Source organism: Streptomyces sp. NBC_01257 (assembly GCF_035917255.1).
Lineage (GTDB): Bacteria > Actinomycetota > Actinomycetes > Streptomycetales > Streptomycetaceae > Streptomyces.
In genome coordinates this window covers 248733-274645 of the sequence record NZ_CP108472.1, presented here as the reverse complement: position 1 = coordinate 274645, position 25913 = coordinate 248733, and the positions used below count along the sequence as shown (strand labels likewise).

General features: G+C 70.1%; 20 protein-coding genes. 13 read left to right on the top strand and 7 right to left on the bottom strand.

Features of this window, described 5'->3' with window-relative positions:
- Positions 1 to 83 precede the first annotated feature (83 nt).
- Together OG408_RS01275 and OG408_RS01270 are read left to right on the top strand one after the other, a co-directional pair.
- Positions 84 to 1100 carry a LuxR family transcriptional regulator gene (locus tag OG408_RS01275; protein ID WP_285567635.1) on the top strand — a complete coding sequence of 339 codons (1017 nt, stop codon included), beginning with the start codon at positions 84 to 86 and terminating at the stop codon, positions 1098 to 1100.
- A gap of 112 nt (positions 1101 to 1212) precedes the next feature.
- Positions 1213 to 2109, top strand: coding sequence for an aminoglycoside phosphotransferase family protein (locus OG408_RS01270; protein WP_285567637.1), 897 nt, complete (start codon positions 1213 to 1215; stop codon positions 2107 to 2109).
- Between the two features lie 51 nt (positions 2110 to 2160).
- On the opposite strand, the gene OG408_RS01265 is transcribed toward OG408_RS01270, so the two are convergent.
- Positions 2161 to 3207: an aldo/keto reductase gene (locus OG408_RS01265; RefSeq protein ID WP_326667554.1), complete on the bottom strand. Its 1047-nt coding sequence runs from the start codon at positions 3205 to 3207 to the stop codon at positions 2161 to 2163.
- Positions 3208 to 3343: 136 nt separating this feature from the next.
- On the opposite strand from OG408_RS01265, the gene OG408_RS01260 reads away from it, so the two are divergent.
- The 3 genes from OG408_RS01260 to OG408_RS01250 all read left to right on the top strand — a co-directional run bounded on the left by OG408_RS01260 (position 3344) and on the right by OG408_RS01250 (position 7394).
- A complete protein-coding gene (locus tag OG408_RS01260) occupies positions 3344 to 3970 on the top strand; it encodes a TetR/AcrR family transcriptional regulator (RefSeq protein WP_442805994.1) in 627 nt (208 codons plus the stop codon).
- A gap of 237 nt (positions 3971 to 4207) precedes the next feature.
- Positions 4208 to 5812: a serine/threonine-protein kinase gene (locus OG408_RS01255; protein WP_326667552.1), complete on the top strand. Its 1605-nt coding sequence runs from the start codon at positions 4208 to 4210 to the stop codon at positions 5810 to 5812.
- Positions 5813 to 6218: 406 nt separating this feature from the next.
- The gene (locus OG408_RS01250; protein ID WP_405401198.1) at positions 6219 to 7394 is read left to right on the top strand and encodes a spore photoproduct lyase family protein; all 1176 of its coding nucleotides are present in this window, start codon (positions 6219 to 6221) and stop codon (positions 7392 to 7394) included.
- 219 nt (positions 7395 to 7613) lie between these two features.
- Here the strand turns inward: OG408_RS01250 and OG408_RS01245 are convergent, their stop codons facing one another.
- On the bottom strand, positions 7614 to 8195 hold the full coding sequence (locus OG408_RS01245; RefSeq protein ID WP_285567643.1) for a fasciclin domain-containing protein: 582 nt from the start codon (positions 8193 to 8195) through the stop codon (positions 7614 to 7616).
- 360 nt (positions 8196 to 8555) lie between these two features.
- Between OG408_RS01245 and OG408_RS01240 the strand changes: the two genes are divergently transcribed.
- Positions 8556 to 8912 carry a UBP-type zinc finger domain-containing protein gene (locus OG408_RS01240; protein WP_326667548.1) on the top strand — a complete coding sequence of 119 codons (357 nt, stop codon included), beginning with the start codon at positions 8556 to 8558 and terminating at the stop codon, positions 8910 to 8912.
- Between the two features lie 89 nt (positions 8913 to 9001).
- Here OG408_RS01240 and OG408_RS01235 read toward each other — a convergent pair whose 3' ends face one another.
- Positions 9002 to 9454, bottom strand: a complete 453-nt coding sequence (locus OG408_RS01235; RefSeq protein WP_326667546.1) for a winged helix-turn-helix transcriptional regulator — start codon at positions 9452 to 9454, stop codon at positions 9002 to 9004.
- A gap of 100 nt (positions 9455 to 9554) precedes the next feature.
- Between OG408_RS01235 and OG408_RS01230 the strand changes: the two genes are divergently transcribed.
- The 3 genes from OG408_RS01230 to OG408_RS01220 all read left to right on the top strand — a co-directional run bounded on the left by OG408_RS01230 (position 9555) and on the right by OG408_RS01220 (position 15711).
- Positions 9555 to 10820 carry an MFS transporter gene (locus OG408_RS01230; protein WP_326667544.1) on the top strand — a complete coding sequence of 422 codons (1266 nt, stop codon included), beginning with the start codon at positions 9555 to 9557 and terminating at the stop codon, positions 10818 to 10820.
- Positions 10821 to 11110: 290 nt separating this feature from the next.
- On the top strand, positions 11111 to 13933 hold the full coding sequence (locus OG408_RS01225; RefSeq protein WP_326667542.1) for a PQQ-dependent sugar dehydrogenase: 2823 nt from the start codon (positions 11111 to 11113) through the stop codon (positions 13931 to 13933).
- Positions 13930 to 15711: a ThuA domain-containing protein gene (locus OG408_RS01220; RefSeq protein WP_326667540.1), complete on the top strand. Its 1782-nt coding sequence runs from the start codon at positions 13930 to 13932 to the stop codon at positions 15709 to 15711. Before OG408_RS01225 ends, OG408_RS01220 begins: the two co-directional genes overlap by 4 nt.
- 174 nt (positions 15712 to 15885) lie before the next feature.
- Here the strand turns inward: OG408_RS01220 and OG408_RS01215 are convergent, their stop codons facing one another.
- A complete protein-coding gene (locus OG408_RS01215; protein WP_285567654.1) occupies positions 15886 to 17133 on the bottom strand; it encodes an NAD(P)/FAD-dependent oxidoreductase in 1248 nt (415 codons plus the stop codon).
- Positions 17134 to 17689: 556 nt separating this feature from the next.
- Between OG408_RS01215 and OG408_RS01210 the strand changes: the two genes are divergently transcribed.
- Together OG408_RS01210 and OG408_RS01205 are read left to right on the top strand one after the other, a co-directional pair.
- Positions 17690 to 18478: a GH25 family lysozyme gene (locus tag OG408_RS01210; RefSeq protein WP_442806117.1), complete on the top strand. Its 789-nt coding sequence runs from the start codon at positions 17690 to 17692 to the stop codon at positions 18476 to 18478.
- Positions 18479 to 18630: 152 nt separating this feature from the next.
- Complete coding sequence (locus tag OG408_RS01205) at positions 18631 to 19767, top strand: glycoside hydrolase family 3 N-terminal domain-containing protein (protein WP_326667537.1); 1137 nt, start codon at positions 18631 to 18633, stop codon at positions 19765 to 19767.
- Positions 19768 to 19867: 100 nt separating this feature from the next.
- On the opposite strand, the gene OG408_RS01200 is transcribed toward OG408_RS01205, so the two are convergent.
- Complete coding sequence (locus tag OG408_RS01200; RefSeq protein ID WP_326674444.1) at positions 19868 to 20473, bottom strand: maleylpyruvate isomerase family mycothiol-dependent enzyme; 606 nt, start codon at positions 20471 to 20473, stop codon at positions 19868 to 19870.
- A 233-nt stretch (positions 20474 to 20706) separates the two neighbouring features.
- On the opposite strand from OG408_RS01200, the gene OG408_RS01195 reads away from it, so the two are divergent.
- The gene (locus OG408_RS01195; protein WP_326667536.1) at positions 20707 to 21492 is read left to right on the top strand and encodes an ArsR/SmtB family transcription factor; all 786 of its coding nucleotides are present in this window, start codon (positions 20707 to 20709) and stop codon (positions 21490 to 21492) included.
- Between the two features lie 159 nt (positions 21493 to 21651).
- Here OG408_RS01195 and OG408_RS01190 read toward each other — a convergent pair whose 3' ends face one another.
- Both OG408_RS01190 and OG408_RS01185 read right to left on the bottom strand, forming a co-directional pair.
- On the bottom strand, positions 21652 to 22434 hold the full coding sequence (locus OG408_RS01190; RefSeq protein WP_285567662.1) for a VOC family protein: 783 nt from the start codon (positions 22432 to 22434) through the stop codon (positions 21652 to 21654).
- 213 nt (positions 22435 to 22647) lie between these two features.
- Positions 22648 to 25128, bottom strand: coding sequence for an MDR family MFS transporter (locus OG408_RS01185; protein ID WP_326667534.1), 2481 nt, complete (start codon positions 25126 to 25128; stop codon positions 22648 to 22650).
- Positions 25129 to 25388: 260 nt separating this feature from the next.
- Between OG408_RS01185 and OG408_RS01180 the strand changes: the two genes are divergently transcribed.
- On the top strand, positions 25389 to 25829 hold the full coding sequence (locus OG408_RS01180) for an ATP-binding protein (RefSeq protein ID WP_285567664.1): 441 nt from the start codon (positions 25389 to 25391) through the stop codon (positions 25827 to 25829).
- The last annotated feature ends 84 nt before the right edge of the window (positions 25830 to 25913 follow it).

Below are 25913 nucleotides of genomic sequence, written 5' to 3'. Positions count from 1 at the left end.
GGGGTGTGAACAATGCGTTCCGGGTGTGCACTTGTGGACGTCCACACTTGTGTGGCCTGCATTGACAGGCGAGAATCCGGCCAGTGGGGCTGACTGGGTGGGACACGCAATGGCAGGCGCTCGGGCTCGGGGCGGACGAACTCCGGGTGTACGAAGCGCTGCTCGACGTACCCGAACCACACCCCTCCCGTACCGCGCTCGCTCAGTCCCTGGGGCTGACCGCACGCCGGGTCACGAACGCGCTCGATCAGCTGGCCGAACACGGCTTCACCCACCCGGCCCGAGGGGCGGCGGGGTTGCCCGCCGCCGTGGCTCCCGCGACCGCGCTGCGGAACCTGATTCATCTGAGGCAGGCCGAAGTCCTGCACAGGTCGGCCGAGTTGGAGGAGCTGACCGGCTCCGTCGACCGGATCGCCGCCCAGCTGCTGAGTTCCGTGAACACCCCCCGCGCCACCGGCATCGAGACGGTCCGCGGCGGCGCCGCGATCGCCGCCCGGGTTGCCTCGCTGCTGGTGTCGGCGAGCGAGGAGGTGGCACTCCTGGACCGGCCGCCCTACGCGGCCAGCCAGCCGGACGGGATGCCCGCTCCCCTCGACGTCGCCGAGCCGGTCCGGCGCGGGGTACGGGTGCGCGTCGCGGTGGACCGCGAGGGGCTCAGCTTCCAGGGACGCGCCCGGGGCCTGGGCGATCTGGCCGTGCAGGGCGTACAGATACGGGTCGGCACGGATCTGCCGACGAAGTTGATCACCGTCGACCGCAGGGTGACCCTGCTGCCGCCGACGGACGCGGCGGACCCGACGGCCTCGGCCCTGGTCGTGAGCGACTCGCTGCTGAGCAACGCTCTGGTGCCGTTGTTCGAGTCCGTATGGGAGCGGGCGCTCCCGATCGGGTCCGTCACTCACAACCAGATCACGGACGAGGACCGGGAGCTGCTGACCATGCTCGCCTCCGGCTTCAAGGACGAGGCGATGGCCAGGCGCCTGGACATGCACGTTCATACGGTCCGCCGCCGTATCACCCGGCTGATGCACGACCTCAACGCGCAGACCCGCTTCCAGGCCGGGGTGCAGGCCGCGCTCCGGGGCTGGCTGACGGTGTGAGGCACCGGCCGCCGGTTCAGGGCCACACCGAAGGTGTGCCCGCCCGGCCGCCCGACGGTGAGCGGACACCTGGGCATCGCCTCGCCTGCCCCCCTCGGTACTGTGGCTTCGTATGACCGACACCGAGATCGAGATCACCGCAGACCTGGTACGCGACTTGCTGCGGGAGCAGCATCCGGACCTCGCGGGCCTGGCCATCCGCGAGGTGGCGGGTGGCTGGGGCAACCAGATGTGGCGGCTGGGGGACGAGCTGGCCGTGCGCATGCAGCGCATGGACCCCACCCCGGAGCTCCAGTTCAACGAGCGGAAGTGGCTGCCCGTGCTGGCTCCTCGCCTGCCGCTCCCGGTGCCGACCCCGGTGCGTTGGGGCGAGCCGTCCGAGCGCTTCCCCAAGCACTGGACCGTGATGACGTGGGTCAGCGGCGAGCCGCTGGACCACGGCTCGATCAGCCGCGGCGCCCACGCCGCCGACACGCTGGCGGGCTTCCTCCGGGCGCTTCATGTGGAGGCGCCCGCCGATGCGCCGACCAATACGGGCCGCGGTGCCCATCCGAGGGACTGCACGGACAGCTTCGAGCACTTCTACCGGGCCGTTGCCCCCGAGGAGCTCGCGGCCGACATCCAGGCCGTCTGGGACGACGCCGCCGCGGCCGACGGGTGGGAGGGCCCGCCGGTGTGGGTGCACGGCGATCTCCATCCCGCGAACGTCGTCGTCTCGGACGGAACGCTCTCGGGCATCATCGACTTCGGCGACATGTTCGCCGGCGATCCGGCGTGGGACCTCGCCGCCGCATGGGTGCTGTTGCCCGCGGGCAGTGCCGCACGTTTCTTCGACACGTATGCGCGGGCGGACGAGGCGGCGATCCGGCGCGCCCGCGGGCTGGCCGCGCTGAAGAGCCTCTTCCTGATGCTCATGGGGCAGAACGGAGACCGGGGCCTTCCCGGCGGCAAGCCGAACTGGGGGCCGGCGGGCCGGGAGGCACTCGATCGTGTTCTGAAGGGCGTCTGAGGCGGACCGAGTACGGTCCCACGGCACTTCCTCGTCGCCGCCGGGCCGCCGTCAGCGGTGATGGGCGGGCCGGCGGCGCTGCTCGGGGTCGGTCAGGGCCGGCCGTCGGTAGTCGATGTCCGCGGGGTTGAGTGTGACGCCTGGGGCGACGATCTCGTCCAGGCGGTCCAGGACCTCGTCGTCGAGCCGGACCTCGGCGGCGGCGAGCTGGTCGGTGAGCTGCTCGACCGTGCGGGCGCCGAGGATCACCGAGGTGACGCCCGGATGGGTCGTCGCGAAGGCAAGCGCCAGGTGTGTCAGGGAGATTCCCGCCTCGTCCGCCAAGGCCGAGAGCTGCTCGACGGCGTCGAGCTTGCGCTGGTTGCCCGGCAGGTCGAGGCTGAACTTGTGGGCTACAGCCTGCCGGAACCAGTTCATCTCGATCGGCTTGTCGCGGCGGAACCGCCCGGTCAGCCAGCCGCTGTTGAGCGGACTCCAGGTCAGTACGCCGAGCCCGTACTTCTGGGCGGTGGGCAGCACGTCCGCCTCGATCCCGCGTACGAAGACGGAGTACGGGGGCTGCTCGGTGTGGAAGGGGATGTGGCCCCTGCGGTCGGCGGTCCACCGGGCCTCGACGAGTTGTTCGGCGGGGAAGTCGGAGGTCCCGATGGCCATGATCTTGCCCGCGCGCACCAGGTCGGACAGGACCGAGAGCGTCTCGTCGATGTCCGTGCCCGGGTCCGGGCGGTGCACCTGGTAGAGGTCGATGCGGTCCGTACTCAAGCGGCGCAGGCTGTCATCGACAGCTTTGGTGAGCCAACGGCGGGAGTTTCCCTGCCGGTTGGGATCCGTGTCCTTGAAGCGGACCGGGAAGTGCCCCTTCGTCGCGAGCACGACCTCGTCGCGACGGTCGCGGACGGCCTTGCCCACGATCTCCTCGGCCTCGCCGCCCGAGTACTGGTCGGCGGTGTCGATGAGGTTGATCCCGGCGTCCAGGGCCGTGTGGATCAACCGGGCCGCATCGTCGTGGTCCGCGTTCCCCCACGCCCCCAGCCGCAGGGTGCCCAGCGCGAACTTGCTGACCGATATGCCGGTGCGGCCGAGCTTCCTGTGCTGCATCACTTACTGCTCCTTGCTGTCGCATCTCCCGCAGGACGGGACGGAGTTGCTACCTCTCCGACGCCAAGAACCTAGAACATGCGTCACGAATGTTGCAAGTAGCCTCTCTGGAGGAGTGCCGATGTAGCATGTCGGTGTGACGGTGCGGAAGAAGCAGCAAACGGAACAGCAGGCGAAACGGCCCCTGCGGGCCGACACCGAACGGACCGTGCGGACGATCCTGGAGGCGGCCGAGCGCGTCCTGGCCACCAACCCGGCGGCGACCATGGAACAGTTCGCCCGGGCCGCCGGTGTCGCCCGGACCACGGTCCACCGCCGGTTCGCCACGCGTGAGGCACTCCTGGACGACCTCACCGGCTGGGCCGCCCGGCAGTTCGCGGCCGCCGTCGACAGTGCCCGGCCGGACGCCGCACCGCCGCTGGTCGCCCTCTACCAGGTCACGGCCAACGTCCTCCGCGTGAAGACCGACTGGTCGTTCGCCATGAACCGCGCGGCCGAGGACACCCACCCCGAGGCGGCCCGCATCCACGCCGAGGTCCGAGCCACCTGCGTAGACCTCTTCCGTCGCGCCCAGGAAGCGGGCGTGCTGCGCCCCGACATCGAACTCGACTGGACCCGGCGCGTCTACTACGCCCTCATCCACGAGGCCGCCAAGGAGGGAGCGGGAGGCGGTGACACGGACGCGCTCGCTACCCGGGTCGTGGACACGCTGTTGCGAGGCGCCGGGACTCCCGCCGGACTCGCCGGGCAGACCGGAATCTGAGAGCCGGGTCCAGGCGTCCTCCCCGTGACCGACGGCGCGCAGAGGGGCGGGATGTGGAAGCGCTCGCTCGGCCCATCCGGACGGAGAGGCTTCCACAGGTCGGAAGGCGAGGCGCCAGGATCAGGACCATGGTTCGCCAACTATGCTTCGGCATAACGCTTTTGGGCGTCGGCGGTAAGTCGCTCGCTTCCTCGCTCGACGGTGCGGTTCTCGGCATTCCGTACGGAGGGGGAGGGCATGCGGGGCGCATTGCTCGCGGGGCGCTACCGGCTGGGCGATCCCATCGGTTCCGGAGGCATGGGGACCGTGTGGCGGGCCACGGACACCTACCGCCAGCGTGGCGTCGCGGTGAAGACGGTGACCGGCCTGGCCGAGGGCATGACCTCGGAGACCACCGGCAGGTTCCGCCGAGAGGTCCAGGTCGCCTCCCGGCTGCACCACCCGCACATCGTGGAGATGCACGACGCCGGTGAGGCGGTCGTGGACGGGCGTCCGGTGCTGTACCTGGTCATGGAGGAGATCCCCGGTGAGCCGCTGAGTCGGGTGCTCGCCGTGCGAAGCCCCGCGCTGGCCGAGATCGCCCGATGGGGCGCTGAGATCTGCGACGCGCTCGCCGCCATGCACGGCGAGGGAGTCGTGCACCGGGACCTGAAGCCGGCAAACGTGATGATCGGCCCCGACGGGCATGTGACCGTGCTGGACTTCGGCATCGCGCGGCTCGACGCCACCGGCATCGACCTGACGACACTCACCCGAACCGGCCATGTCCTGGGCACCGTCGCCTTCATGTCCCCTGAGCAGGCGGGCGGCGGGGGAGAGGTCGGCGCACCTAGCGACCTCTACTCCCTGGGCTGTCTCCTGTACGCCGCACTTGTGGGCAGGCCGCCGTTCTCCGAAGGGCCCTGGCAGCGCATTCTGTTGCGACATCTCGACGAGGTGCCCGCCGCCCCCGGCCTGCGGCGCAGTGGCCTTCCGCTGGAGTGGGACACCCTGCTGCTGGAGCTCCTCGCCAAGCAGCCGGAGGACCGTCCGCCGACTGCGCGGGCGGTACGGGAGCGGCTTGAGGCCCTGCCCCTCCCGCGGGTCGCGCCCGCCGAGGACCTGCCGCGCGACTCCGTCCCGCCCGAGGCCGCATCCGCGACGGCTCAGGGTTCCGGCGCGACCCTTGTCGATCCCGACGCGGTGGCGACCGCCGCGGTGACGCGGGACGAGTCCGGTCCGCCGGAACCTGCGCCGGGCGTGGCGGCCGGGACGTCCGATCTGAGGGCCGCGGACACGGTGACGCACAACGAGGTGCCGGTGCCCGCGGTCCACCCACCCACCGGAATCCGGTCCGGCGCCCCGGAGCGGACCCCCTCGGGCCCGGGGGATGTGATCTCCCGCAGCCTGACCTGGGGACAGCTCCTGGGGTTCGTCGCCGGCGTCCTGGTACTTCTGGTCGGGCTGGTGGCGGTCATCCTGATCATGACGGGACGCGGGGCGGGACAGTCCGCGGGCACTTCCGGCCTGATCGTCATGGGCGGCTTCGCCGCCTTCGTCCTGTTCGGCGTCCTGTACGCCGCGCACGGCATGTACGTCGAGGTCTGGCGACCGCGCCGGATCGACCGCCACCTCGGCAGGTGGTCGTGGACGAACGAGCGGGCCGAAGCGTTAACCGCCGTCCGCTGGGCGATGCGGAAGGGCCGCCGGATCGAGGTCGTCTTCGAACCGGAGGGCGGTGGGTGCGTGACGTACGTCATCGTCCCGAGCCACTTCGTCGAGGCCGGTCTCGTGGGCCGCACGGAGTCGGGCGAGGAGGTCCTGTTCCCCGACGGCCGACTACTGACGGTCGTGGCCATATAGGACGACGGGGGCTGAAGGGCGGGGTTCGGCTGCGTTCCGGCGCTATCCGGGATGCGGACACCGCACACCACCGGTCTGCGGAACTCCTCTCTCCCGCTCTTCTCAAGCGTGCTGCAGAAGGCTGGTGTCGGGCAGGCGAGCCCGGGGTGCGGTGCCGTATGGACGCCTCGTGCTGTTTCAATGCCCCTGGATCACTGGCGAGGAGGGGTTTTGTCGGATCTGGCCAAGAGCGACCCCCGGATAGGGATCAACTGGAGCGGACAGTGCTTCGTTGGAGTGTTCCGGCCCCGGAACGCCACCCCCCTGACGGACACCTCCCTCAGCACGACGGACATCACGCCGCCCCACCCTCGCCCGCATGTGAGCCCCGGCCTCAGGTCCCCAGGGGTGCAGGAAGGACAAGTACGTGGATGACACCACCCCGAGTGAGCCCGAGCAGCAGGCGCTGTTCGGGTGGGCGGACACGGACACGGACACGGACGCGGAGACGGGCACGTCGCCCAAGTTCCGGGACTCCCCGGAGGCGCGCCGGATGCTCGACGTACGCGAGGTCTACGCCGAGCCGGCGGCCCTGGACTCACCGCGAGGGCGGCAGATCATGTCCCGGGTCCCGGGTGCGCGCGTGACGGAGGTCGCGAGTCACTGGCGTATCCCCTCCCTGCACGGCAACGACGGGAACATCTCCCGATGGGTCCGCATCAAGTCGGAAACGCTCGTCCTCGGGGTGAAGCAGTCGCTCGGGACGCGCCCCAACGGCAGGTCGGCCGACTGGATCGCCCCCGGCGCCTCCAACGGGTGCGCGATGGCATGCGCCTACTGTTACGTCCCCCGGCGCAAGGGCTATGCCAACCCCATCACGCTGTTCACCAACATCGAGGCGATCGTGGCCCACATCCGCCGCCACGTACGGGCCCAGGGGCCGAAGACGGAGCCCAACCAGTGCGACCCCGCGGCCTGGGTCTACGACATCGGAGAGAACGGCGACTGCTCCGTCGACGCGTTGGTCAGTGACAACACGGCCGATCTCATCGCCGCGTTCCGTGGCCTGCCCACGGCTAAGGCTTCCTTCGCCACGAAGTTCGTCAATCCCGACCTGCTGGCACTCGATCCCCAGGGCCGCACCAGGGTGCGCTTCTCCCTCATGCCGCCCGAGGACGCCAGGCTGCTGGACATCCGTACCAGCCCGGTCGCCGAGCGGATCGATGCGGCTGCCGACTTCCTCGATGCCGGCTACGAGGTCCATTTCAACCTCTCGCCCGTCGTCCTGCGACCGGGATGGCAGCGGGACTGGGCCGCCCTGCTCACTCACCTGGACGACGTCGTGCCCGCACGCGTGAAGCGGCAGGCGGCTGCCGAGATCATCATGCTGACCCACAACGAGGCACTGCACGAGGTCAACCTGGGCTGGCACCCTCGCGCCGAGGAGGTGCTGTGGCAGCCCGCCGCCCAGGAGACCAAGCGCTCGCAGAACGGAGCACTCAATGTCCGGTACTCCCTGGAGATCAAGCGGCAGTCACTGACGCGGATTCAGCAGCTGCTGTCCACGCACACACCGTGGCTGCGCGTCAGGTACGCCTTCTGAGGACGCCTCTCGCCCAGCAGGCCCCGCAGGGCTGGTGTCCTCGTTCGGACCGCGGGCGCGGGAGTGGCGGGTGGGACCTCGATGTGGCGAGGCACGCCCTCCTCGGCTCCGCCGAGTCGGACCGCCTCGCAAGGTGCGATCGATCCTCCCCTGGGCGGAGCCTTCCTGCCTCCCTGCCCGCCGCCTTCCTACCTCGTTGCGCAGCTCGCGGCTCCGCGCTCACTTGGGCGGCATGAGGACTGTGTCGATGATGTAGACAGTGGCGTTGGCGGTCTTGACGTTGCCACAGACAATCTTCGCCGTGTCATTGACCTCGTAGGACTTGGCCGAGCCGTCGGTCGTGAGCTTGCTGCCCTCCAAGGTCTTGAACGACCCGTTCGGCAGCTCGCTGGGCGCAATGGGCTGGCCCACCACGTGGTACGTGAGGATCTTGGTGAGCATCGCCTTGTTGCTCAGGACCTTGGCCAGGTCTGCCTTCGGGATCTTCTTGAAGGCATCGTTGGTCGGCGCGAAGACGGTGATGTCCTTCGCGTTGTTCAGCGTGTCGACCAGGCCGGCCTTCTTGACGGCGGTGACGAGCGTGGACAGTGCCGGATTGTGCGACGCGGCGGTGGCTACCGGGTCTTTGGCCATGCCCGCGGCGCTGCCGGCACCTTCCTTCGGCAGCGAGGCGCAGGCGGGCCCGAAGGGTCCGCTGTCGGTGGCGTGGGCCGCGGGGGCCAGCAGGCCGATCGACACGGGCAGTGCGACTGCAGCACCCGCGAGAGCGGCTGCTGTCCGAATGGTGCGATGCGTAGTCATGGTGGGTTCCTCGGGTGAGAGAGGTGCGGCGAAACCGTTGGAACGATTCCGCGGAGGCCGGAGGGGCCGTCCCCGGGCGGGCCCCTGCCGACAGGGCAAACGAGCAGCCCTCATCAAGTGATTCGACGCCGAATACGGTGCGGATTGGTATGGATTCGCAGAATTCGGCGAATTCCGTTGCGCTCGTTGGAGATCTCGATCGCGCTGCGCGCGTGACCTGTTACACCATGTGCGCGGAACGAAGGAATGGGTAGTCGGCGCATGCGGTTCTGTATCCTCGCGCGACGCCGATTTACCCACGTCGCGGCGCCGCAGAGCCTATAGCCCTTTCCGTATGCGGTGGCGACGTACCGTAAAGGAATGAAGGCCGAGGGAGCTGAGCCATCGATGACGGAATATCGCGTCGCCTTCGACGCGGGAAGGCCGGACGGTCGTGCCTGCATCCACCTGGGAGAGCTGGCTTCCCCAGGAGATCCGGCAGTACGAGGCTGTTCGGAGTGCCTTGAATCGGGGAAGAGGTGGCTTCATCTTCGACAGTGTCTGAGCTGTGGTCACGTCGGCTGCTGCGACAGCTCGCGCGGAAAGCATGCTCAGGATCACGCCGAGAGCAGCGGCCATCCAGTGGCTCGGTCAATTGAGCGCGGCGAAGACTGGGCTTGGTGTTACGCGGACGAGCTGTTTCTCACGCCGAACGGTGGTCCGGGCATGGCGACCTGAGGATTGTTCCCCAGAGGCAGAGGTAGAAGCGCACACGTACGTGTACCCGACGCGGCTTATCGGAATCTCGACGCCCGGCCTCCGCCGGATCACCCGGTGGATAGCTTGTGGACGATCGTGTCGTCGGGGTCCAGCCGTCGCCCGTCCGCAGACAGTACTTCGAGTGCGCGGAGGGGCTGCCCCTCTCGGCTGTCGACCAATTCTGAGTGCGGTTCGTCGGGGGCGAAGGAGTTCTGTTCGCCCCACTGCCGCAGCGCCACGATGACGGGGAAGAGTGCCTTGCCCTTCGGGGTCAGTACGTACTCGCGGTAGGCGCTGCCGTCCGAGGCGGGGACGTTTTCGAGGACGCCGCCGGCGACCAGGGTGCGCAGGCGCGCGGTGAGGATGTTCTTGGCCACGCCGAGGCTGCGCTGGAACTCCCCGAAGCGCCGGCTGCCGTCGAAGGCGTCCCGCACGATCAGCAGGGACCACCAGTCGCCGATCGCGTCCACCGACCGTGCGACGGGGCACTCGCTGTCGTCGAAACGTGTCCTGGTCACCATGACGCCTCTCCTTCCATGCTGGTTGCAACATGCTACCAAAAAAGCTACCTTCATCACTGGTAGCAAGATGAAACCGGATCGGATGGGTCGAGGGGGGCTGATGTCCAGCAAGGGCGAGACGGCTGCACGGCGGACCGAGGTGCGAAGTGCGGGTGGTGCCGCGCCTGTTCCGTCCCGCGGCGTGTTCATTCTGTTCGCCGTCGCCTGCGGGGCCGCGGTGGCCAACGTCTACTTCTCCCAGCCGCTCCTGGTGACGATGGGGCGCGACCTCGGCATGAGCCCGGGACTCGTCGGCAGCGTCGTCACCCTCACGCATGTCGGATACGGGCTGGGGCTCTTCTTTCTCGTACCGCTGGGTGACGCGGTCGACCGCAGGCGGCTCATCGCCGCCCAGTTGCTGCTTCTGGTGGTGGCGCTGGCCGTGGTGGCCTCCGCCCGTACGCCGGTGATCCTGCTGGCGGGGATGGCCGCGACGGGGCTTCTCGCGGTCGTCACGCAGACGCTGGTGGCCTTCGCGGCATCGCTGGCCCCTTCCGCCGGGCGCGGGCGGGTCGTCGGTCTGGTCACGAGCGGCGTGGTCATCGGCATCCTGCTCGCCCGCACCGCCTCCGGCCTCATGGCCGACTTCGCGGGCTGGCGCTCCGTCTACCTCGCCTCGGCGTCGCTCACCGCTCTGCTCGCCCTGGTCCTGTACCGAGTACTGCCACGCGACATCGGCGCCCGTCCGACGACCCTGCGCTACGGGCAGCTCCTGCGCTCCACGATCACACTCTTCGCGCGTGAACGACTGCTTCGGCTCCGGGCCCTGTTCGGACTGCTGATCTTCGCGGCCTTCAGCACCCTGTGGAGCAGCATCGCGCTACCGCTCAGTGAAGCCCCGTACTTCCTGTCCCACAGCGAGATCGGGGCACTCGGGCTTGTCGGTGTCGTGGGCGCCCTGGCCGCGAACGCGGCCGGCCGGCTGAACGACCGCGGACTCTCCCGACGGACCACGGGTATCGCCCTGGCGCTGCTCGTTGCCTCATGGCTTCCCCTTGCCTTCACCCGTAGCTCGCTCGGGGCGCTGGTCGTCGGAGTGATCCTTCTCGATCTCGCCGTACAGGCGGTCCATGTCACCAACCAGACCCTCATCTACGCGCTGTATCCGGACGCCGGCAGTCGGCTGATCGGCGGATACATGGTCTTCTACTCGGTCGGCAGCGCCACCGGCGCCATCGCCGCAACCTCTCTCTACGCGGTGGCCGGCTGGGGCGCCGTATGCCTACTGGGTGCCGGGTTCAGCTGCCTGGGGCTCGCGCTGTGGGTGTTCACCCGGCGCAGTTCGTCGGGTCCCGCCGTCGAGGCGGGTTCTCGCGGCGAAGACTGATCGTCCTCGGTCCGCGAGTGATCCGAAGGGCGACCGGGGGCAACCTTCCTCCACCGCAACGGAGTTGAGCCGGACAGTCGGACGTCGACACTTTGTCCCCCCACAGATAAAAGTTCGAGCCTGGCGTGTCAAAGGGGTTTCTGACTGATGAAAAAGCCATTACCTTCCTGCTCTGTACCGGATAACAAGGACGCGTTCGCCCGACTCCCTCCCAGGGCGCCCGTGTCCCCGGCGCGACGGCGCGCGCCTGTGCGAGACCCCCCAGCCCCGTTGCCTTACGGAGGATGCGCGTGCACAGGAGACTCACCCGGCCACTCGCGGCGCTCGCCAGTACCCTGCTCGCTGCCGCGGGCGCCCTCACCGTCCAGCAGAACCAGGCCGAAGCGGCCGCCGCAGAACCCGAGTTCCAGCAGGTCACCCTCGCCAAGGGGGTGGCCGAGACCGGCGAGCCGATGACGCTCACCGTCCTGCCCGACCGGTCCGTCCTGCACACGTCGCGGGACGGGACCCTGCGCCTCACCGACGCGGCCGGCACCACCAAGGTCGCCGGGAAACTGGACGTCTACTCGCACGACGAGGAAGGCCTCCAGGGCGTCGGCGTCGACCCCGCCTTCACCACGAACCGCTTCGTCTACCTCTACTACGCCCCGAAGCTCACCACTCCCTCCGGGGACGCCCCCGCGGACGGCTCGGCCGCCGACTTCGCCCCCTTCGACGGCGTCAACCGGCTCTCCCGGTTCGTCCTGAAGGCGGACGGCACCCTGGACACCGCCAGTGAGAAGAAGGTCCTGGACGTCCCCGCGAGCCGTGGGCTGTGCTGCCACGTCGGGGGCGACATCGACTTCGACGCCCAGGGCAACCTGTACCTCTCCACCGGGGACGACAGCAATCCCTTCGCCTCCGATGGCTACACCCCGATCGACGAGCGGCCCACCCGCAACCCGGCGTACGACGCACAGCGCTCGGCCGGCAACACCAACGACCTGCGCGGCAAGGTCCTCCGGATCAAGGTCAACGCCGACGGCGGCTACTCCGTCCCCGCGGGCAACCTCTTCGCCCCCGGCACCGCCAAGACCCGACCCGAGATCTACGCCATGGGCTTCCGCAACCCCTTCCGGATGACCGTCGACAAGCCCACCGGCACGGTCTACCTGGGCGACTACGGCCCCGACGCCGGCACCGCGAGCGCCACCCGCGGGCCCGCCGGGCAGGTCGAGTTCAACCGGATCACCAAGGCCGGCAACTTCGGCTGGCCCTACTGCACCGGCAAGAACGACGCCTACGTCGACTACAACTTCGCCACCTCGACGTCTGGCGCCGCCTTCTCCTGCTCGGCCCCCAAGAACACCTCGCCGAACAACACCGGCCTGACCGACCTCCCCCCGGTCCAGCCCGCCTGGATCCCCTACGACGGAGGCTCGGTCCCGGAGTTCGGCAGCGGTTCCGAGTCACCCATGGGCGGCCCGGTCTACCACTACGACGCGGCCTCGACCTCCGACGTCAAGTTCCCCGAGAGCTTCGACGGGGACTTCTTCGCAGGCGAATTCGGCCGCAAGTGGATCAAGCGCATCGAACAGACCGGCGACGGCACCGTGCAGTCCATCAACGCCTTCCCCTGGCAGGGCACCCAGGTCATGGACATGGCCTTCGGCCCCGACGGTGCGTTGTACGTCCTCGACTACGGCACCGGCTACTTCAACGGGGACGAGAACAGCGCGGTCTACCGCATCGAGAACGTCACCGGCGGACGGTCCCCGCTCGCCCAGGCCTCGGCCGACCGCACCTCCGGCAAGTCCCCGCTCGCCGTGCAGTTCTCATCGGCGGGAACCTCCGACCCCGACGGCGACCCGCTGTCCTACGCCTGGAAGTTCGGTGACGGCGGCACCTCTACCGCGGCCAGCCCCGCGCACACCTACACCGCCAACGGTCAGTACACCGCGGAGCTGACCGTCTCCGACGGCACAGGCCGGACCGCGACCGCATCCGTCACCGTGACCGTGGGCAACACCGCACCCACCGTGAAACTGGAACTGCCCCTCGACGGCCGGATCATCGACCCGGGCGCCGCGGTGCCGTTCAAGGTGACCGTCACCGACCCCGAGGACGGCACCATCGACTGCTCGAAGGTCAAGGTCACCTTCATCATCGGCCACGACAGCCACGGCCACCCGCAGACCTCGGCGAACGGCTGCTCCGGCACCGTACTGACCATCGCCGACGGCGAGCACGATCCCAACGCCAACATCTTCGGCGTCTGGGACGCCGAGTACACCGACAAGGGCGCGAACGGGCAGCCCGCCCTGACCAGCCACGACGAGCACATCAGCCAGCCCAGCCACCGCCAGGCCGAGCACTACGGAGGCTCCGCCGGGGTGACGGTCGTCAGCCACACCGCGGCCCACGGAGGCAAGACCGTGGGCAACATCGAGAACGGCGACTGGATCTCCTTCAAGCCGTACGCGCTCGACAACGCGATGAAGCTGACCGCCCGCGTCTCCTCCGCCGGGGCGGGCGGCACGCTCGAAGTGCGCGCGGGCTCGCCCACCGGCACCCTGCTCGGGTCCGTGGCCGTTCCCGTCACGGGAAGCTGGGAGACGTTCCAGGACGTCTCCACGAACCTGGCCAACCGCCCGGCCGGCACCACGACGCTGCACCTCGTCTTCAAGGGCGGCAGCGGAGCCCTCTTCGACGTGGACGAGTTCGCCGTCACCACCTCGGGCGTCACCGGTCCGCGGGAGGGCGCCATCAACGGCATCGGCGGCAAGTGCGTCGACGTGGCCGCCGGTGCGACGGCCGACGGGACACAGATCCAGCTGTACACGTGCAATCAGACGGCCGCCCAGAAGTGGACCGTCGGCACCGACGACACCCTTCGCGCGCTCGGCAAGTGCATGGACATCAGCGGGGCCGGCACGGCCAACGGCACCAAGGTCCAGCTCTACGGGTGCAACGGCTCCGGGGCCCAGAAGTGGACCCCGCAGGCCGACGGGACGCTGAAGAACCCGGCGTCCGGCAAGTGCCTGGACGCGGAGGGCGTGTCCTCCGCGGACCGCACCAGGCTCCACCTGTGGACCTGCGGCACCGGCGCCAACCAGAAGTGGATCCTGCCATGAGACGACGACCGGTCCGGCCTCTCGGCCGCCTCGCCTGCTGGGCCGCCTGCGGCCTGCTCGGCGCCGCGGCGCTGCCCACGGCTGTGGCGACCGCCACCCCCGAACCCGCCTCCACCGAACTCCCGGCATCAGCCCCGGCGAAGGCCGCCGCCGCGGATCCCGCCTACGACGTGCTGGTCTTCTCCAAGACCGCCGGATTCCGCCACTCCTCCATCGACGAAGGCATCACCGCCCTGCGCGAGCTGGGCGCGGCCAACAACTTCTCCGTCACCGCGACCGAGGACGCCGCGGCCTTCACTCCGGCCAATCTCGCCGGATACGAGGCCGTCGTCTTCCTGTCCACCACCGGCGACGTCCTCGACGCCACCCAGCAGACGGCATTCGAGGGCTACATGGCGGCGGGCGGCGGCTACGTCGGCGTGCACGCGGCGGCCGACACGGAGTACGACTGGACCTGGTACGCGGGCCTGGCCGGCGCACTGTTCCAGTCCCACCCGGCGATCCAGCCCGCCACGGTCAAGGTGGAGGACCGCGCCCACGACGCCACGGCCCACCTCGGCCCGACCTGGCAGCGTACCGACGAGTGGTACAACTACCGCACCAACCCGCGTACGTCGGCCCATGTCCTCGCCTCGCTCGACGAGTCCAGCTACAGCGGCGGCAGCATGAGCGGCGACCACCCCATCGCCTGGTGCAAGGACTACGCCGGCGGGCGCGCCTTCTACACCGGCGGCGGTCACACCGAGGAGTCGTACACCGACCCGGCCTTCCGCCGCCATCTGCTCGGCGGCATCCGCTGGGCGGCCGAACTGACCGAGGCCGACTGCCGTCCGGAGACCGGCTACACCACCCTCTACGGGACCGCGGGCACCGCCGGCTGGAAGCAGGCGGGCCCGGGCGCGTTCACCGAATCCGACGCCACCCTGACCTCCGGCGGCGGCCTCGGGCTCCTCTGGTACCAGGCCAAGGAGTACACGTCGTACTCCCTGAAACTCGACTGGCGCCAGGCGGGCGACGACAACTCCGGTGTCTTCGTGGGCTTCCCCGCCTCCGACGACCCCTGGTCGGCCGTCAACAACGGCTACGAGATCCAGATCGACGCCACCGACACCCCCGACCGCACCACCGGCTCCGTCTACGGCTTCAAGTCCGCCGACCTCGCCTCCCGCGACGCGGCCCTGAACCCGCCGGGGGAGTGGAACACCTACGAGATCCGGGTCGAGGGCGAGCGCCTCCAGCTCTTCCTCAACGGCCGCCGCATCAACGACTTCACCAACACCGACCCCGCCCGCAGCCTCCAGCAGGGCCACATCGGCCTGCAGAACCACGGGGACGGGGACGACGTCTCCTTCCGGAACGTCCGGATCAAGGAACTCGGCGCCGCGTCCGGCCCCAGGGAGGGAGCCATCACGGGCATCGGCGGGAAGTGCGTCGATGTGGCCGCGGCCGCGTCGGCGGACGGCACGCAGATCCAGCTGTACACGTGCAATCAGTCGGCCGCGCAGAAGTGGACGGTCGGTACGGACAGCACGCTGCGGGCGCTGGGCAAGTGCATGGACGTCAGCGGAGGTGGTTCGGCGAACGGCACCAAGATCCAGCTCTACGGGTGCAACGGTTCCGGCGCACAGAAGTGGACCGCGGGCGCCGACGGAACCTTGCGGAACCCGCAGTCCGGGAAGTGCCTCGACGCAGAGGGCGTCTCCTCCGCCGACCGCACCAGGCTGCACCTGTGGACGTGCGGCACGGGCGCCAACCAGAAATGGGTCCTCCCCAGCTGAGTGACCCGCTCGACACCGGCAACGGCGCGGAGGGCGCCGGTGCCGGGACCGGCCGCTCCCATGGGCCGGTGACGGCGGCAGGGCGCGACGCCGAAGCGCCCTGCCGCCGTTCCTCGTCCACTTCTCCGACAAGCCGCTTGGTAAGGCCGTTGAGCCGGTGGGGACCGCCTCACGTCAACCGTGCGCGAGATCGCCCAGTACTTCGCGGGCGGCCCGTGCTCCCGATGCCAACGCGCCTTGTACGGAGCCGGTCGCCCGATGGTCCCCGCAGACGTACCTGCCCGGTGAGAAGCGTGTCGTACGGCTCAGCGGCCAGGGTGGGTTCATCGCGGGCAGGGCCCTCTCGACCGTGTGGACGGCGATCTGCTGCCAGCGGCCGGTATCGGTGCCGTAGAGGTCGGCCAGCCGTCGAAGCACGGCCTCGCCCGCGCCGGGCCGGTCGGCGCCCAGGACCGAGCTGGAGACGAGCGCGGTTCCGGGCGGGGCGTAGGTGGGTGCGACCTCGGTGAGCACGCAGGTGTTCAGTACGGTTCCGGCGCCGTCCACCACCAAGGTCGGCTCGGCCAGGGGCGAGCTCGCGACCGCGTGGTAGTACGTGGTCACCGTGCGGCCCTCCGGCACGGGCAGGCCGGGCAGCAGCCGGGCCGCCGCGGCGGCCTCCGTCGCCACCACCACGGATCCGGCCGGCAGCTCACGGCCGTCCGCCAGAAGCACCCCCGACGCGGTGACCCCGGCGACCGGTGTCTCCAGCCGGAGGACACCGTCGGGCAGACCGGCGGCCAGCTGGGCGGGGACTGCGCCGATGCCGTCGGCGGGCAGGCAGAGGGTTCCCCGGACCATGCTCCGCAGCACCATGTGGAAGAAGCGGGCGGAGGTCTCCAGCCGGTCCTCCAGGAACACACCGGACAGGAACGGCCGCAGGACTTCGTCGACCGCCTTGGCCGAGAGCCCTGCGCGGGACAGGGCGTCAGCGGTGGAACGGTCCGGCCGCCCTTTGACGCATGCGGCAGGCAGCAGGGAGTCACGCGCGGCGAGCGCCGCCATCGCGGCCAGGTCCCGGCCCGTCAGAACCTTGCCGGGCAGCAGGGTTCCGGCCTTCTCCGGCCGCCGAGTCGGGTCGGCGAGAGAGACGGGGCCGGTCGGCGTGTGCACGATGATGCCCGGAGTGAACGGCCGCAACCGCAGGCTCCGCAACGCCAGACGCCGCTTCACCTGTGGATAGGCGGTGTTGAACACCTGGAACCCGCGGTCCAGCAGAAACCCGTCCGCCCGGTCCGTGCGCATGCGGCCGCCCACGCCGTCGGACGCCTCGAGAAGTGCCACCTGCTGCCCGGAGCCGCACAGATCCAGGGCGCAGGCCAGCCCGGCGAGGCCCGCTCCTACGACGACGACGTCCGGAGTCCGGCGATGCCGAGTGGTCATGTCCGTCATGTTCCTCTTCCTCCGGCACGGATCTGTGCATGGCGAAGGCGAATGCTCCCGCCTTCGCGTCAGCCTGTTGAACCACATCTGAGGCGCTCCTGAACGGAATCGCCGAGTGCGCGGAGCGCGTCGCCCCGACTCGTCGTGTGCGAGATGAACGGGCCGGACCTCACCACCCCACCCGAACACGTTCCGTCCGCCGAATCCAGGCGACACCGCGGTCATGCACCCCCGGAAGGTCTGCCCGGCGGAGCGCGACGGTGTACCCGCCGTTTGAAAATTTCTGCCGGGCGTCGGCCGTTCGTACAGCTCATCCGGACGGAAGCTGGTATAGACCACTAACGAAACGAGAAAACTATTTACCGCGCATGCGTTCCTGTGGCTCACTGTGTCGTGTTCGCGACAACTGGACGCGCGTAGACCGTCGCGGAACCGCATCTCCCCCCACAAGCAGGAGGCCGTCTTGTCGACCCGGAGCATCTCCCTCCAGTCCGTCCAGAAGAGACTCACCGCGGTTGGTGTCGTCGGTACGAGCGCCACGCTGTTGTTCGCCCTGATGTCCGGCACTGCGTCATCGGCGCCCTTGCCGGACAGCCCCGTGCCGTACGGCAAGGGCTACATGGGCGTCGGTTACGTCCAGGACAGCGAGGACTTCAAACCGGACACCCGCCCACTGCACCTCGACGCCGGGACGGACGCCGGCCTCAAGGCGAACCCCGAGGGCGTCGACGTCTCCAGCTGGCAGGGGGGCATCAACTGGAGCTCGGTCCGTGGCGCGGGCATCGAGTTCGCCTGGATGAAGGCGACCGAGGGCCTGACGTACAAGGACCCGACGTTCAGTGCCAACTACCTGAACGCCTACAACGCCGGTGTGATCCGCGGCGCGTACCACTTCGCACGGCCGGATGTCTCTGGTGGCGCGGCGCAGGCCGACTTCTTCGCGAGCAACGGTGGCGCCTGGTCCCGCGACAACCTCACGCTCCCCGGCGTACTCGACATCGAGGGCAGCTGCTACGGCTACTCCCAGGCGGCCATGCGGCAGTGGGTCCTCGACTTCTACAACACGTACAAGGCCCGCACGGGACGTGACGTGGTCATCTACACCAGCCCGAGCTGGTGGAACTCCTGCACCGGGGGCTGGAACGGCATGTCCGCCCTCAGCCCCCTGTGGGTGGCGCACTGGACCACGGCCGGCAGCCCCAGCATTCCGGCGGGCTTCCCGTTCTGGACGGTCTGGCAGTACAGCTCCACCGGCGCGGTGAGCGGCGTCTCGGGCAACGTCGACCGCGACCGCTTCAGTGGTGACCGCTCCCGCCTGCTGGCTCTGGCCAACAACACCCCGTGACCTCGGGTGCCGGTGCCGGACCGCGGTGACCCTCCGGGCCGTGGCATCCGTGCGAGGGCGTGGGCCGGAGCGGCCGGACCCGGTCGCTCCGGCCCACGCGTTCCCTGCCGGGATCCGGCCCGGTCCCACGACCGTTCGTGAAGGAGCAAGCCATGAGTGCGACACCACCCCTCAGCAGGCGCGGTGCCCTGGTCGCCGGAGCCGCGGCCCTGGCCGGCGGGCTGGGACTGGCCACCGGTTCGGAAGCGGCCGTGCGGATGCCCGAGAACGCCCGCCTCCGCGCCGCCGCCCTGTCGCCCCAGCAGCGCGCCGCGCAGTGCGTCATCCACTCCTACCCCGGACTCACGCCACCCGCCTCCCTGATGAGCGCCATCAAGGAAGGCCGCACCGCCGGCGTGATCTTCTTCGGGGAGAACATCGACAACCTGAGCCAGATCGAGAGCGTCATCCAGTCGATGAACGCGGCGCACGCCTCTTCGCCCGTGAAACAGCCGCTGCTCCTGATGACCGACCAGGAAGGCGGCGCCATCCGCCGCCTGCCCGGTGAGCCCGTCATGTCCGCCAAGGACGTCGGCGCCTCGGCCGACCCGCACCAGTGGGCCGACTTCACCGGCAGCGGCGCGGGCATGAACCTGGCGGGCGTCGGCATGAACGTCAACCTCGCGCCGGTCCTCGACGTCTATCGCGCGGACGGCGACTTCACGGACCAGTACGAGCGGTCCTACAGCAAGTCCGCCGCAGCCGTGGCCAGTTGCGGATCGGCCTTCATCACCGCCCAGCAGAGTGCGGGTGTCGCCGCCACCGCCAAGCACTTCCCCGGCCTCGGCCCCGCATCCGCGAGCCAGAACACGGATCTCCGATCCGTCACCCTCACCACCTCCGCGGCGACCCTCCGCAGCGTGGACGAGGCGCCGTACCGGGATGCCATCGCGGCCGGAACCAAGCTCGTCATGCTGTCCTGGGCCGTCTACACCGCCCTGGACTCCAGCCGGCCCGCCGGCCTCTCCCCGACCGTCGTCGGTGAGCTGCGCAACCGGCTCGGCTACACCGGAGTCACGATCACCGACGCTCTGGAGGCCGGCGCCCTCCAGCCCTTCGGCAGTACGTCGCAACGTGCCGTCCTGGCCGCTGCCGCGGGCATGGACCTCGTCCTCTGCTCCTCCCGCAGCGTCTCCCAGGGCGACGAGGCGGTGACCGCGCTGAGCGAGGCCCTGACGTCCGGCCGGCTCGACGGCACCGCTTTCGACGCCGCCGCCGCACGGGTGAGCGCCCTTCGCGCCGGGCTGTGAGGGCTGGGAGGACCCGAGCCGGCCGGACAGGGACGCCAGGTGGCCTCCTCGGCAGCCGGCGCCTGCGACAGTCGCCGGTCTGCCTGGCGGCCTGGCGGTGTCAGCCCACCGTCGCGAGTGTGCGGACGCCGGGCCCTTCGAGTTCGCCCAGGACCGATCGGCGCCCGGAAACGGCGAGGAGCAGGGTGAGTGCGGGGCCGGTCACCGCCGGCCCTGTGCCGAGCGTCAGGTCGTCGTCGGTCGCCGTGAGCCGGACGCGGGCCACGAGTTCCTTGGCCCCGCCGAATGACACCGGGGTACGGGTCTGCAGACGGAGCGATCGGGCCACGGCTTCCGGCGGGTAGGTGCGGCTGAGCCCCAAGGGGCGGCGGATGTCCTCACCGTGGACGACCTCCTCCACCAGGCGGCTGTCGAGGGGGGCCGGCGGCGTGGACTTGCGCGGAGCCGCCCGACGGAGCCGCTCCAGGGTCTCCTGCGGCGTGGCCCCGCGCCGGCGCGCCACTCCCAGGGAGTTCTGACGGTCGAAGTCGAACCGTGCCCGGGCCAGGCCCACGACGAATCCCAGGCGCGTGGTCAGGGCCGTGTCCACCAAGTGGGCGACCACGTCGTGCACCGTCCACCCGTCACAGAGCGACGGTGTGGCCCACTGCTCGTCGTCGAGGTGCGCGAGGTCCTCGATCAGGGCCGCACGCTCTGTATGAACCATCGACCAGACGTCGACCGTCACGGCTTCTCCTTCGTCGATCACAGCGGCACGGATCCCGGGTTCCGTGATCCCGGGTTCTGCCACGTAGGACTGCCGGGGCGACGGGAACTCATCGCCCTGTACAGCCGCAGCCCGGACGCAGCCGGTGTGGGCCGACACAGCCGTCCGGCGGCTTGACAGGCAACCAAATAGTTGCCAATTTGTAGGTGAGGGGGATCAGGGGGTCGAGTGGCATGGACGAGGTGTTCAAGGCGCTCGCGGATGCGAGCCGGAGGCGGCTGCTGGACCGGCTGAACGAGCGGGCCGGGCAGAACCTGGTCGAACTGGGTGCGGGGCTGGGCATGACCAGGCAGGCGGTGTCCAAGCACTTGGCGGTGCTGGAGGGCGCGGGCCTGATCACGACGGTACGGCGTGGCCGGGAGCGGCTGCACTACCTCAATCCCGTGCCGATCCACGATCTGGCCGACCGCTGGATCGGCCAGTACGAGCGGGGCCGGATGGCCGCGCTCAGCAACTTGAAGCAGGCCCTGGAAGGAACGGCGATGAGCAAGCCCGAGTTCGTTTACACGATCTACGTCCACACCACGCCCGAGAAGCTCTGGGAGGGGCTCACCAGCCCGGAGTTCCTGAAGCAGTACCACGGAGGCTGGGCACCCTCCTCCGACTGGAAGGTCGGTTCGAAGGTGCTGTGGCCGGTCGAGGAAGGCGGCGAACCGCAGGACCTCGGCCAGGTCGTCACCGCAGCGGAACCCGGCAAGCGGCTCGCCTACACCTGGCACACGCTGCAGCCGATGCATCAGGAGATGTTCGGCATGAGCGATGCGGAGTTCGCCGAGGCGGTCAAGGAACGCTCGACGGTCGCCTTCGACATCGAGCCCGCCGAGGTGGCGGAGGTGGGCGTCAAGCTGACCATCACCCACGACGGCTTCACCTCGGCCGACTCCAAGATGCTCGAGGGCGTCAGCGGCGGCTGGACCATGATGATGTCGGAACTGAAGACGATCCTGGAGAAGGACTGACCGCTCCGGTCCCGGACGGGCCGGTGCCGAGGGCACACAGCCGACGGAGCATGCCCCGCCGCCGCATTACCTCTGGCGATGTGTGCCGGCGCCGCGAAGGCTCCGCAGGAACCCGGCCCAACGGTTGACGTCCCCGGTGGGCCGGGTCCCGGCTGCCGGTCAGCCCATCCGGGGGTCCGGGGTGAGCAGCGCGAACACGGCGCCCGCCGGGTCCGCGACCCAGGCGATCCGGCCGACCTCGGGCACGTCGGCCGCGGGCATCAGCACGGAGCCGCCGTTCGCCGTGACCGCTGCGGTGGTCGCGTCCGCGTCGAGGACGTGGAAGTACGGCACCCAGCGGGCCTTCTCGCCGTCGCCCGCAAGCGGGGCCGCCCCGCCGAAGGAGCCGTCCTCCTGGTCGCCGTCGGCGATGCTCAGCACCCGGTAGGTCATGCCCGGCGCCTGCATCTCCGCCGAGCGCCAGCCGAAGACGCCCGCGTAGAAGCCGATGGCGGCCACCGGATCGGGCACGTGCAGCTCGGCCCAGATCAGCGTGTTCTCGGCCGATGCCACATCGAACCCGGCCGTGCGGCCGGGCTGCCAGCAGGCGAACTCGGCACCCTGCGGATCGGTGAACTGGGCAAGCCGGCCCTCGCCCATCACGTCCATCGGCTCCATCCGCACGCTGCCCCCGCCGTCGCGCACGGCGGCGGCGGTGGCCTGCACGTCGGGGGTGTGGAAGTGCAGCATCCACGCGGAGTCGGCGCCCTCCTCGGTCAGCTGACCGATCGCGGCGACAGTACGGCCCTCGCGCTGGAAGAATCCGTAGCCGCCTGCCTCCGGTCCGGCCGAGACGAACTGCCAGCCGAGTACGGCTCCGTAGAAGGCGGCGGCCGCGGGAACGTCGGGGCTGCCGAGGTCCAGCCAGTTGGGCGATCCGGTGCGGAAGTCGGTACCGAGCATTGCGTGCTCTCCTGGGTGAGGTCCGGCGACGTGGCGTCGAACGCTACCCCCTGCTACTGGCCATTGCGCCGAGAGTGACGTTCGACGCCCGCGTGTCCTGGAACACCGCCTGGATGCAGCAGATCATCAACAAGGGCCCGCCCCACGGAGAGACGCCGCCCCACGGGCTCGCGCGCCACGTGCGCCGAGCCGGACGACTGCGCCCCCGGCCGCTCACCGGCCCGGGGGACGCTCCGTGGGTGCCTTGGAGGTGATCAGCAGACCGGTGGCGAGACAGGCGAGGGCCATGCCGCCGACCGCCCACCAGAGGGCGGTGGAGTAGGCCCCGAACAACACACTCGTCAGGTCGTCGGGCGCCGACATATGACGCAGTTCGGCGACGAGAACGGCGCTGAGCAGCGCGTTGCCGAGCGTCAGGCCCAGTTGCTGGCCCGCCGTGACGGCGGCGGAACGCTCACCGGAGAGCCCGGGGCCCGCGGTCGCGGTGGCGAAGACCGGCGGCAGGGCGAGACCGGTGCCGAAACCGGTGAGGAGCAGGGCGGGCAGCACCTGGGTGACGTAGGCGCCGTCCGGTTCGAGACGGGTCAGGAGCACCATGCCGAGGGCCGTGATCGCCAGCCCGCTCACGATCAGGCCGCGGGGCGCCACGCGGAGCAGCAAGCGGGCGGACACCTGCGTGGAAGCGATGGCGACCGCGGCGGCCATGGGCAGAAAGGCCACACCGGCCGTGAGAGGGGAGTCGCCGCGGACGCTCCGCAGAAAGAACTCCACGACCGCGAACGAGGTCATGATTCCGAATCCGGCCAGCAGCACGGCCAGAAACGCGCCGAGGCGGTCGAGCCCCGAGGCGCCGGATTCCTGAGGGAACGGGGCCGTCCGGACCGTCTGCCGCAGCAGGAAGGCCGCGAGGAGGACCGTGCCCACCGTCAGCAGGGCCAGGACCAGCGGGTCGCTCCAGCCGCGCGGATCGGCCTGGGTGAGGCCGTAGGAGAGGGCGATGAGCCCACCGGTGCCGAGCAGCATCCCGGCGGTGTCCGGTCGGGCGTCCGTCCGCCCCGGACGCTCATGCACCAGGGTCGCCGCACCGATCAACGCGACGACGGCGAGGCCGGCGCCGGCGTAGAACGTGACGCGCCACGAGAGCGCGTCCGCGAGCCAACCGGCGGTGAGAAGTCCCAGTGCCGAGCCGCCACCGGCGACGGCGGCGTAGATCCCGATCGCTCTGCCGCGTTCCCTGGATCCGGCGAATCCGGTGCTCACCAGGGACAGCGCGGCCGGTGTGAGCAGCGCGGCGGAGGCGCCCTGGAGGAAGCGGGCCAGGAGCAGCTGCCCGGAACCGCCGGCTACGCCGGCGATCGCGGACGCCAGCACGCATCCGACGAGGCCGATGACCAACACACGTCTGGGGCCTGCGCGATCCGCGAGATGCCCACCGATCAGCAGCAGGCCGCCGAAGGACACCGTGTACGCGGTGAACAACGAGGTCAGGCCGTCGCCGCGCATCCCCAGGTCGGCCTGGACGGCCGGCGAGGCCATGTTGAAGGCCGTCGCGTCGAACAGCACCATCAGTTGCACCAGGGCGATCACCGCCAGCCCCCACCAGCGCAGGGGATGCGGCGGCGCCTCGTCCCGAAGGGCGGGGGAGGGGTGGGTGGGCCAGGTGCCCGGGGGCGGCGGCCCGAATCCCGGTGGCGAGGCGTGCTGCGACGGGGCCGTCGGAGCGTAGGCGGGCGGCGGGGGCAGCGCGGCCTTGACCAGAAGGTCCGGGCGCACCTCGGGGTCGTCGACGGGCAGTTCGGGTGCGTAGTCCAGCAGTTGGGCCGCGTGGCGACCGAGTTGCGCGAGGACCGCGCCCGGCAGCCATTCCGCCGCCGAGTCCTGAGCGGTGCGCGCGGCCACCTCCTGGGGGGTGGGCCTCTTCGCGGGGTCCTTCTCCAGGCACGCGCGTACGAGATCGGCCAGGCTCGCCGGCACGCCGGTGAGGTCGGGCTCGTCCTCGGCGATCCGGAACAGATGGGCGGGCAGGCCGGTGTCGGCAGCGCCGAAGAGCAGACGCCCGGTGGCCGCGTGGACGAGGACCGCCCCCAGGCAGAAGATGTCGCTGGCCGGGGTGAGGTCGAGGCCGCGGACCTGTTCCGGCGACATGAAGCCCGGGGAACCGATCAACATGCCCGTGCGCGTGTGCAGGCTGTCCCCGGCGAGGCTGTCCATGGCCCGTGCGATGCCGAAGTCGATGACCCGGGGCCCGTCGACGGTGACCAGGACGTTGGACGGCTTGAGGTCACGGTGGATCAGACCCGCCTCGTGCACCGCCTGCAGAGCGAGGGCGAGGCGGTTGGCGAGAGTGCGGACCGAGTGCTCGGGCAAGGGGCCGAAGTCCTTGGAGACCACGGTGCTCAGGTCGGGGCCCGGGATGTACTGGGTCGCCACCCAGGGGACCGCGGCGTCGGGATCCGCGTCGAGCACCTCCGCGGTCCAGCGGCCGCCCACCCGGCGCGCGGCCGCCACTTCACGGGCGAATCGCCTGCGGAACTCCTGGTTCCCCGCGTACTCGGCCTGCACGACCTTGACGGCCACGGTGCGTCCGGCTTCGGACCGGCCCAGATAGACCAGGCCCATGCCGCCCTCGCCCAGCCGGGCGATCAGACGGTACGGGCCCAGCCGGGCCGGGTCTTCGGAGGTCAGAGGATTCACGAGGAGTAAGATAGGCCAACTATCCTATGGCGGAGCGCGATCGGGAGAATTGTCACCGCAATCCTGGTCCGGCTGGGCGCCCTCTCCGCTGACATCCTCGAAGTGGCCTTCATTCAAAGCGACTTCGGATCGGGCGGTCGCTTGACCGTACTCACTGCGCCGGAACCCGCACCGCTCGCCCGCCCGCCTGTGTGGCCGGAGCCCCGGGTGTTCTTGGAGGCCCGGGGTAGGCGTGAGGGGAACAGAGCCAGGGAGGGAAGATGGTGAAGGACACGTCGCTGCGCGCGGTGGGATGGGCACAATCGTTTCCGGTGTCGGAAGGAGTGCGGGCCGGCCGCCGCTGGACGCAAGGGCACCTGATGTCCCTGGAGTGGACCGAGAAGGCCCCCGACACAGTGGACGACATTCTGCTCAGCGTCTCGGAGCTGATCACCAACGCACACGTGCACGCGCACAGCGATGCCCAGCTGGTCCTCACCTGGGACAGTCACTGTCTGCACGTCAGCGTCCACGACTCGGACCCCGTTCCCCCTGCCAAGCGGGCGGAGGACCTCACGACGACGGGAGGACGGGGACTCGCCATCGTCGATGCCCTCGCCGACGGCTGGGCCACGCATCCGCAGGCGTCGGGAAAGACCGTCACCGCCTGCTTCGTGCCACCAGGGGCTCCGAAGCCCCGGCACGACGGGGACGTCAGCTGAGCCCCGGGCCGAAGCGGCCCGAGGCCGGAATCGGCTTCGGACATGACGCCCGCCCCTCTCGTGAGTGAGGCAGCCCGCGCACCG

Bases quoted from the DNA above. Each gene is read 5' to 3' on its own strand.
- OG408_RS01205 (WP_326667537.1), top strand. From the start codon at position 18,631: ATGAGTGCGACACCACCCCTCAGCAGGCGCGGTGCCCTGGTCGCCGGA.
- OG408_RS01255 (WP_326667552.1), top strand. From the start codon at position 4,208: ATGCGGGGCGCATTGCTCGCGGGGCGCTACCGGCTGGGCGATCCCATC.
- OG408_RS01230 (WP_326667544.1), top strand. From the start codon at position 9,555: ATGTCCAGCAAGGGCGAGACGGCTGCACGGCGGACCGAGGTGCGAAGT.
- OG408_RS01190 (WP_285567662.1), bottom strand. From the start codon at position 22,434: ATGCTCGGTACCGACTTCCGCACCGGATCGCCCAACTGGCTGGACCTC.
- OG408_RS01220 (WP_326667540.1), top strand. From the start codon at position 13,930: ATGAGACGACGACCGGTCCGGCCTCTCGGCCGCCTCGCCTGCTGGGCC.
- OG408_RS01270 (WP_285567637.1), top strand. From the start codon at position 1,213: ATGACCGACACCGAGATCGAGATCACCGCAGACCTGGTACGCGACTTG.
- OG408_RS01235 (WP_326667546.1), bottom strand. From the start codon at position 9,454: ATGGTGACCAGGACACGTTTCGACGACAGCGAGTGCCCCGTCGCACGG.
- OG408_RS01195 (WP_326667536.1), top strand. From the start codon at position 20,707: ATGGACGAGGTGTTCAAGGCGCTCGCGGATGCGAGCCGGAGGCGGCTG.
- OG408_RS01215 (WP_285567654.1), bottom strand. From the start codon at position 17,133: ATGACCACTCGGCATCGCCGGACTCCGGACGTCGTCGTCGTAGGAGCG.
- OG408_RS01180 (WP_285567664.1), top strand. From the start codon at position 25,389: ATGGTGAAGGACACGTCGCTGCGCGCGGTGGGATGGGCACAATCGTTT.
- OG408_RS01210 (WP_442806117.1), top strand. From the start codon at position 17,690: ATGTCCGGCACTGCGTCATCGGCGCCCTTGCCGGACAGCCCCGTGCCG.
- OG408_RS01200 (WP_326674444.1), bottom strand. From the start codon at position 20,473: ATGGTTCATACAGAGCGTGCGGCCCTGATCGAGGACCTCGCGCACCTC.
- OG408_RS01245 (WP_285567643.1), bottom strand. From the start codon at position 8,195: ATGACTACGCATCGCACCATTCGGACAGCAGCCGCTCTCGCGGGTGCT.
- OG408_RS01265 (WP_326667554.1), bottom strand. From the start codon at position 3,207: ATGCAGCACAGGAAGCTCGGCCGCACCGGCATATCGGTCAGCAAGTTC.
- OG408_RS01240 (WP_326667548.1), top strand. From the start codon at position 8,556: ATGAAGGCCGAGGGAGCTGAGCCATCGATGACGGAATATCGCGTCGCC.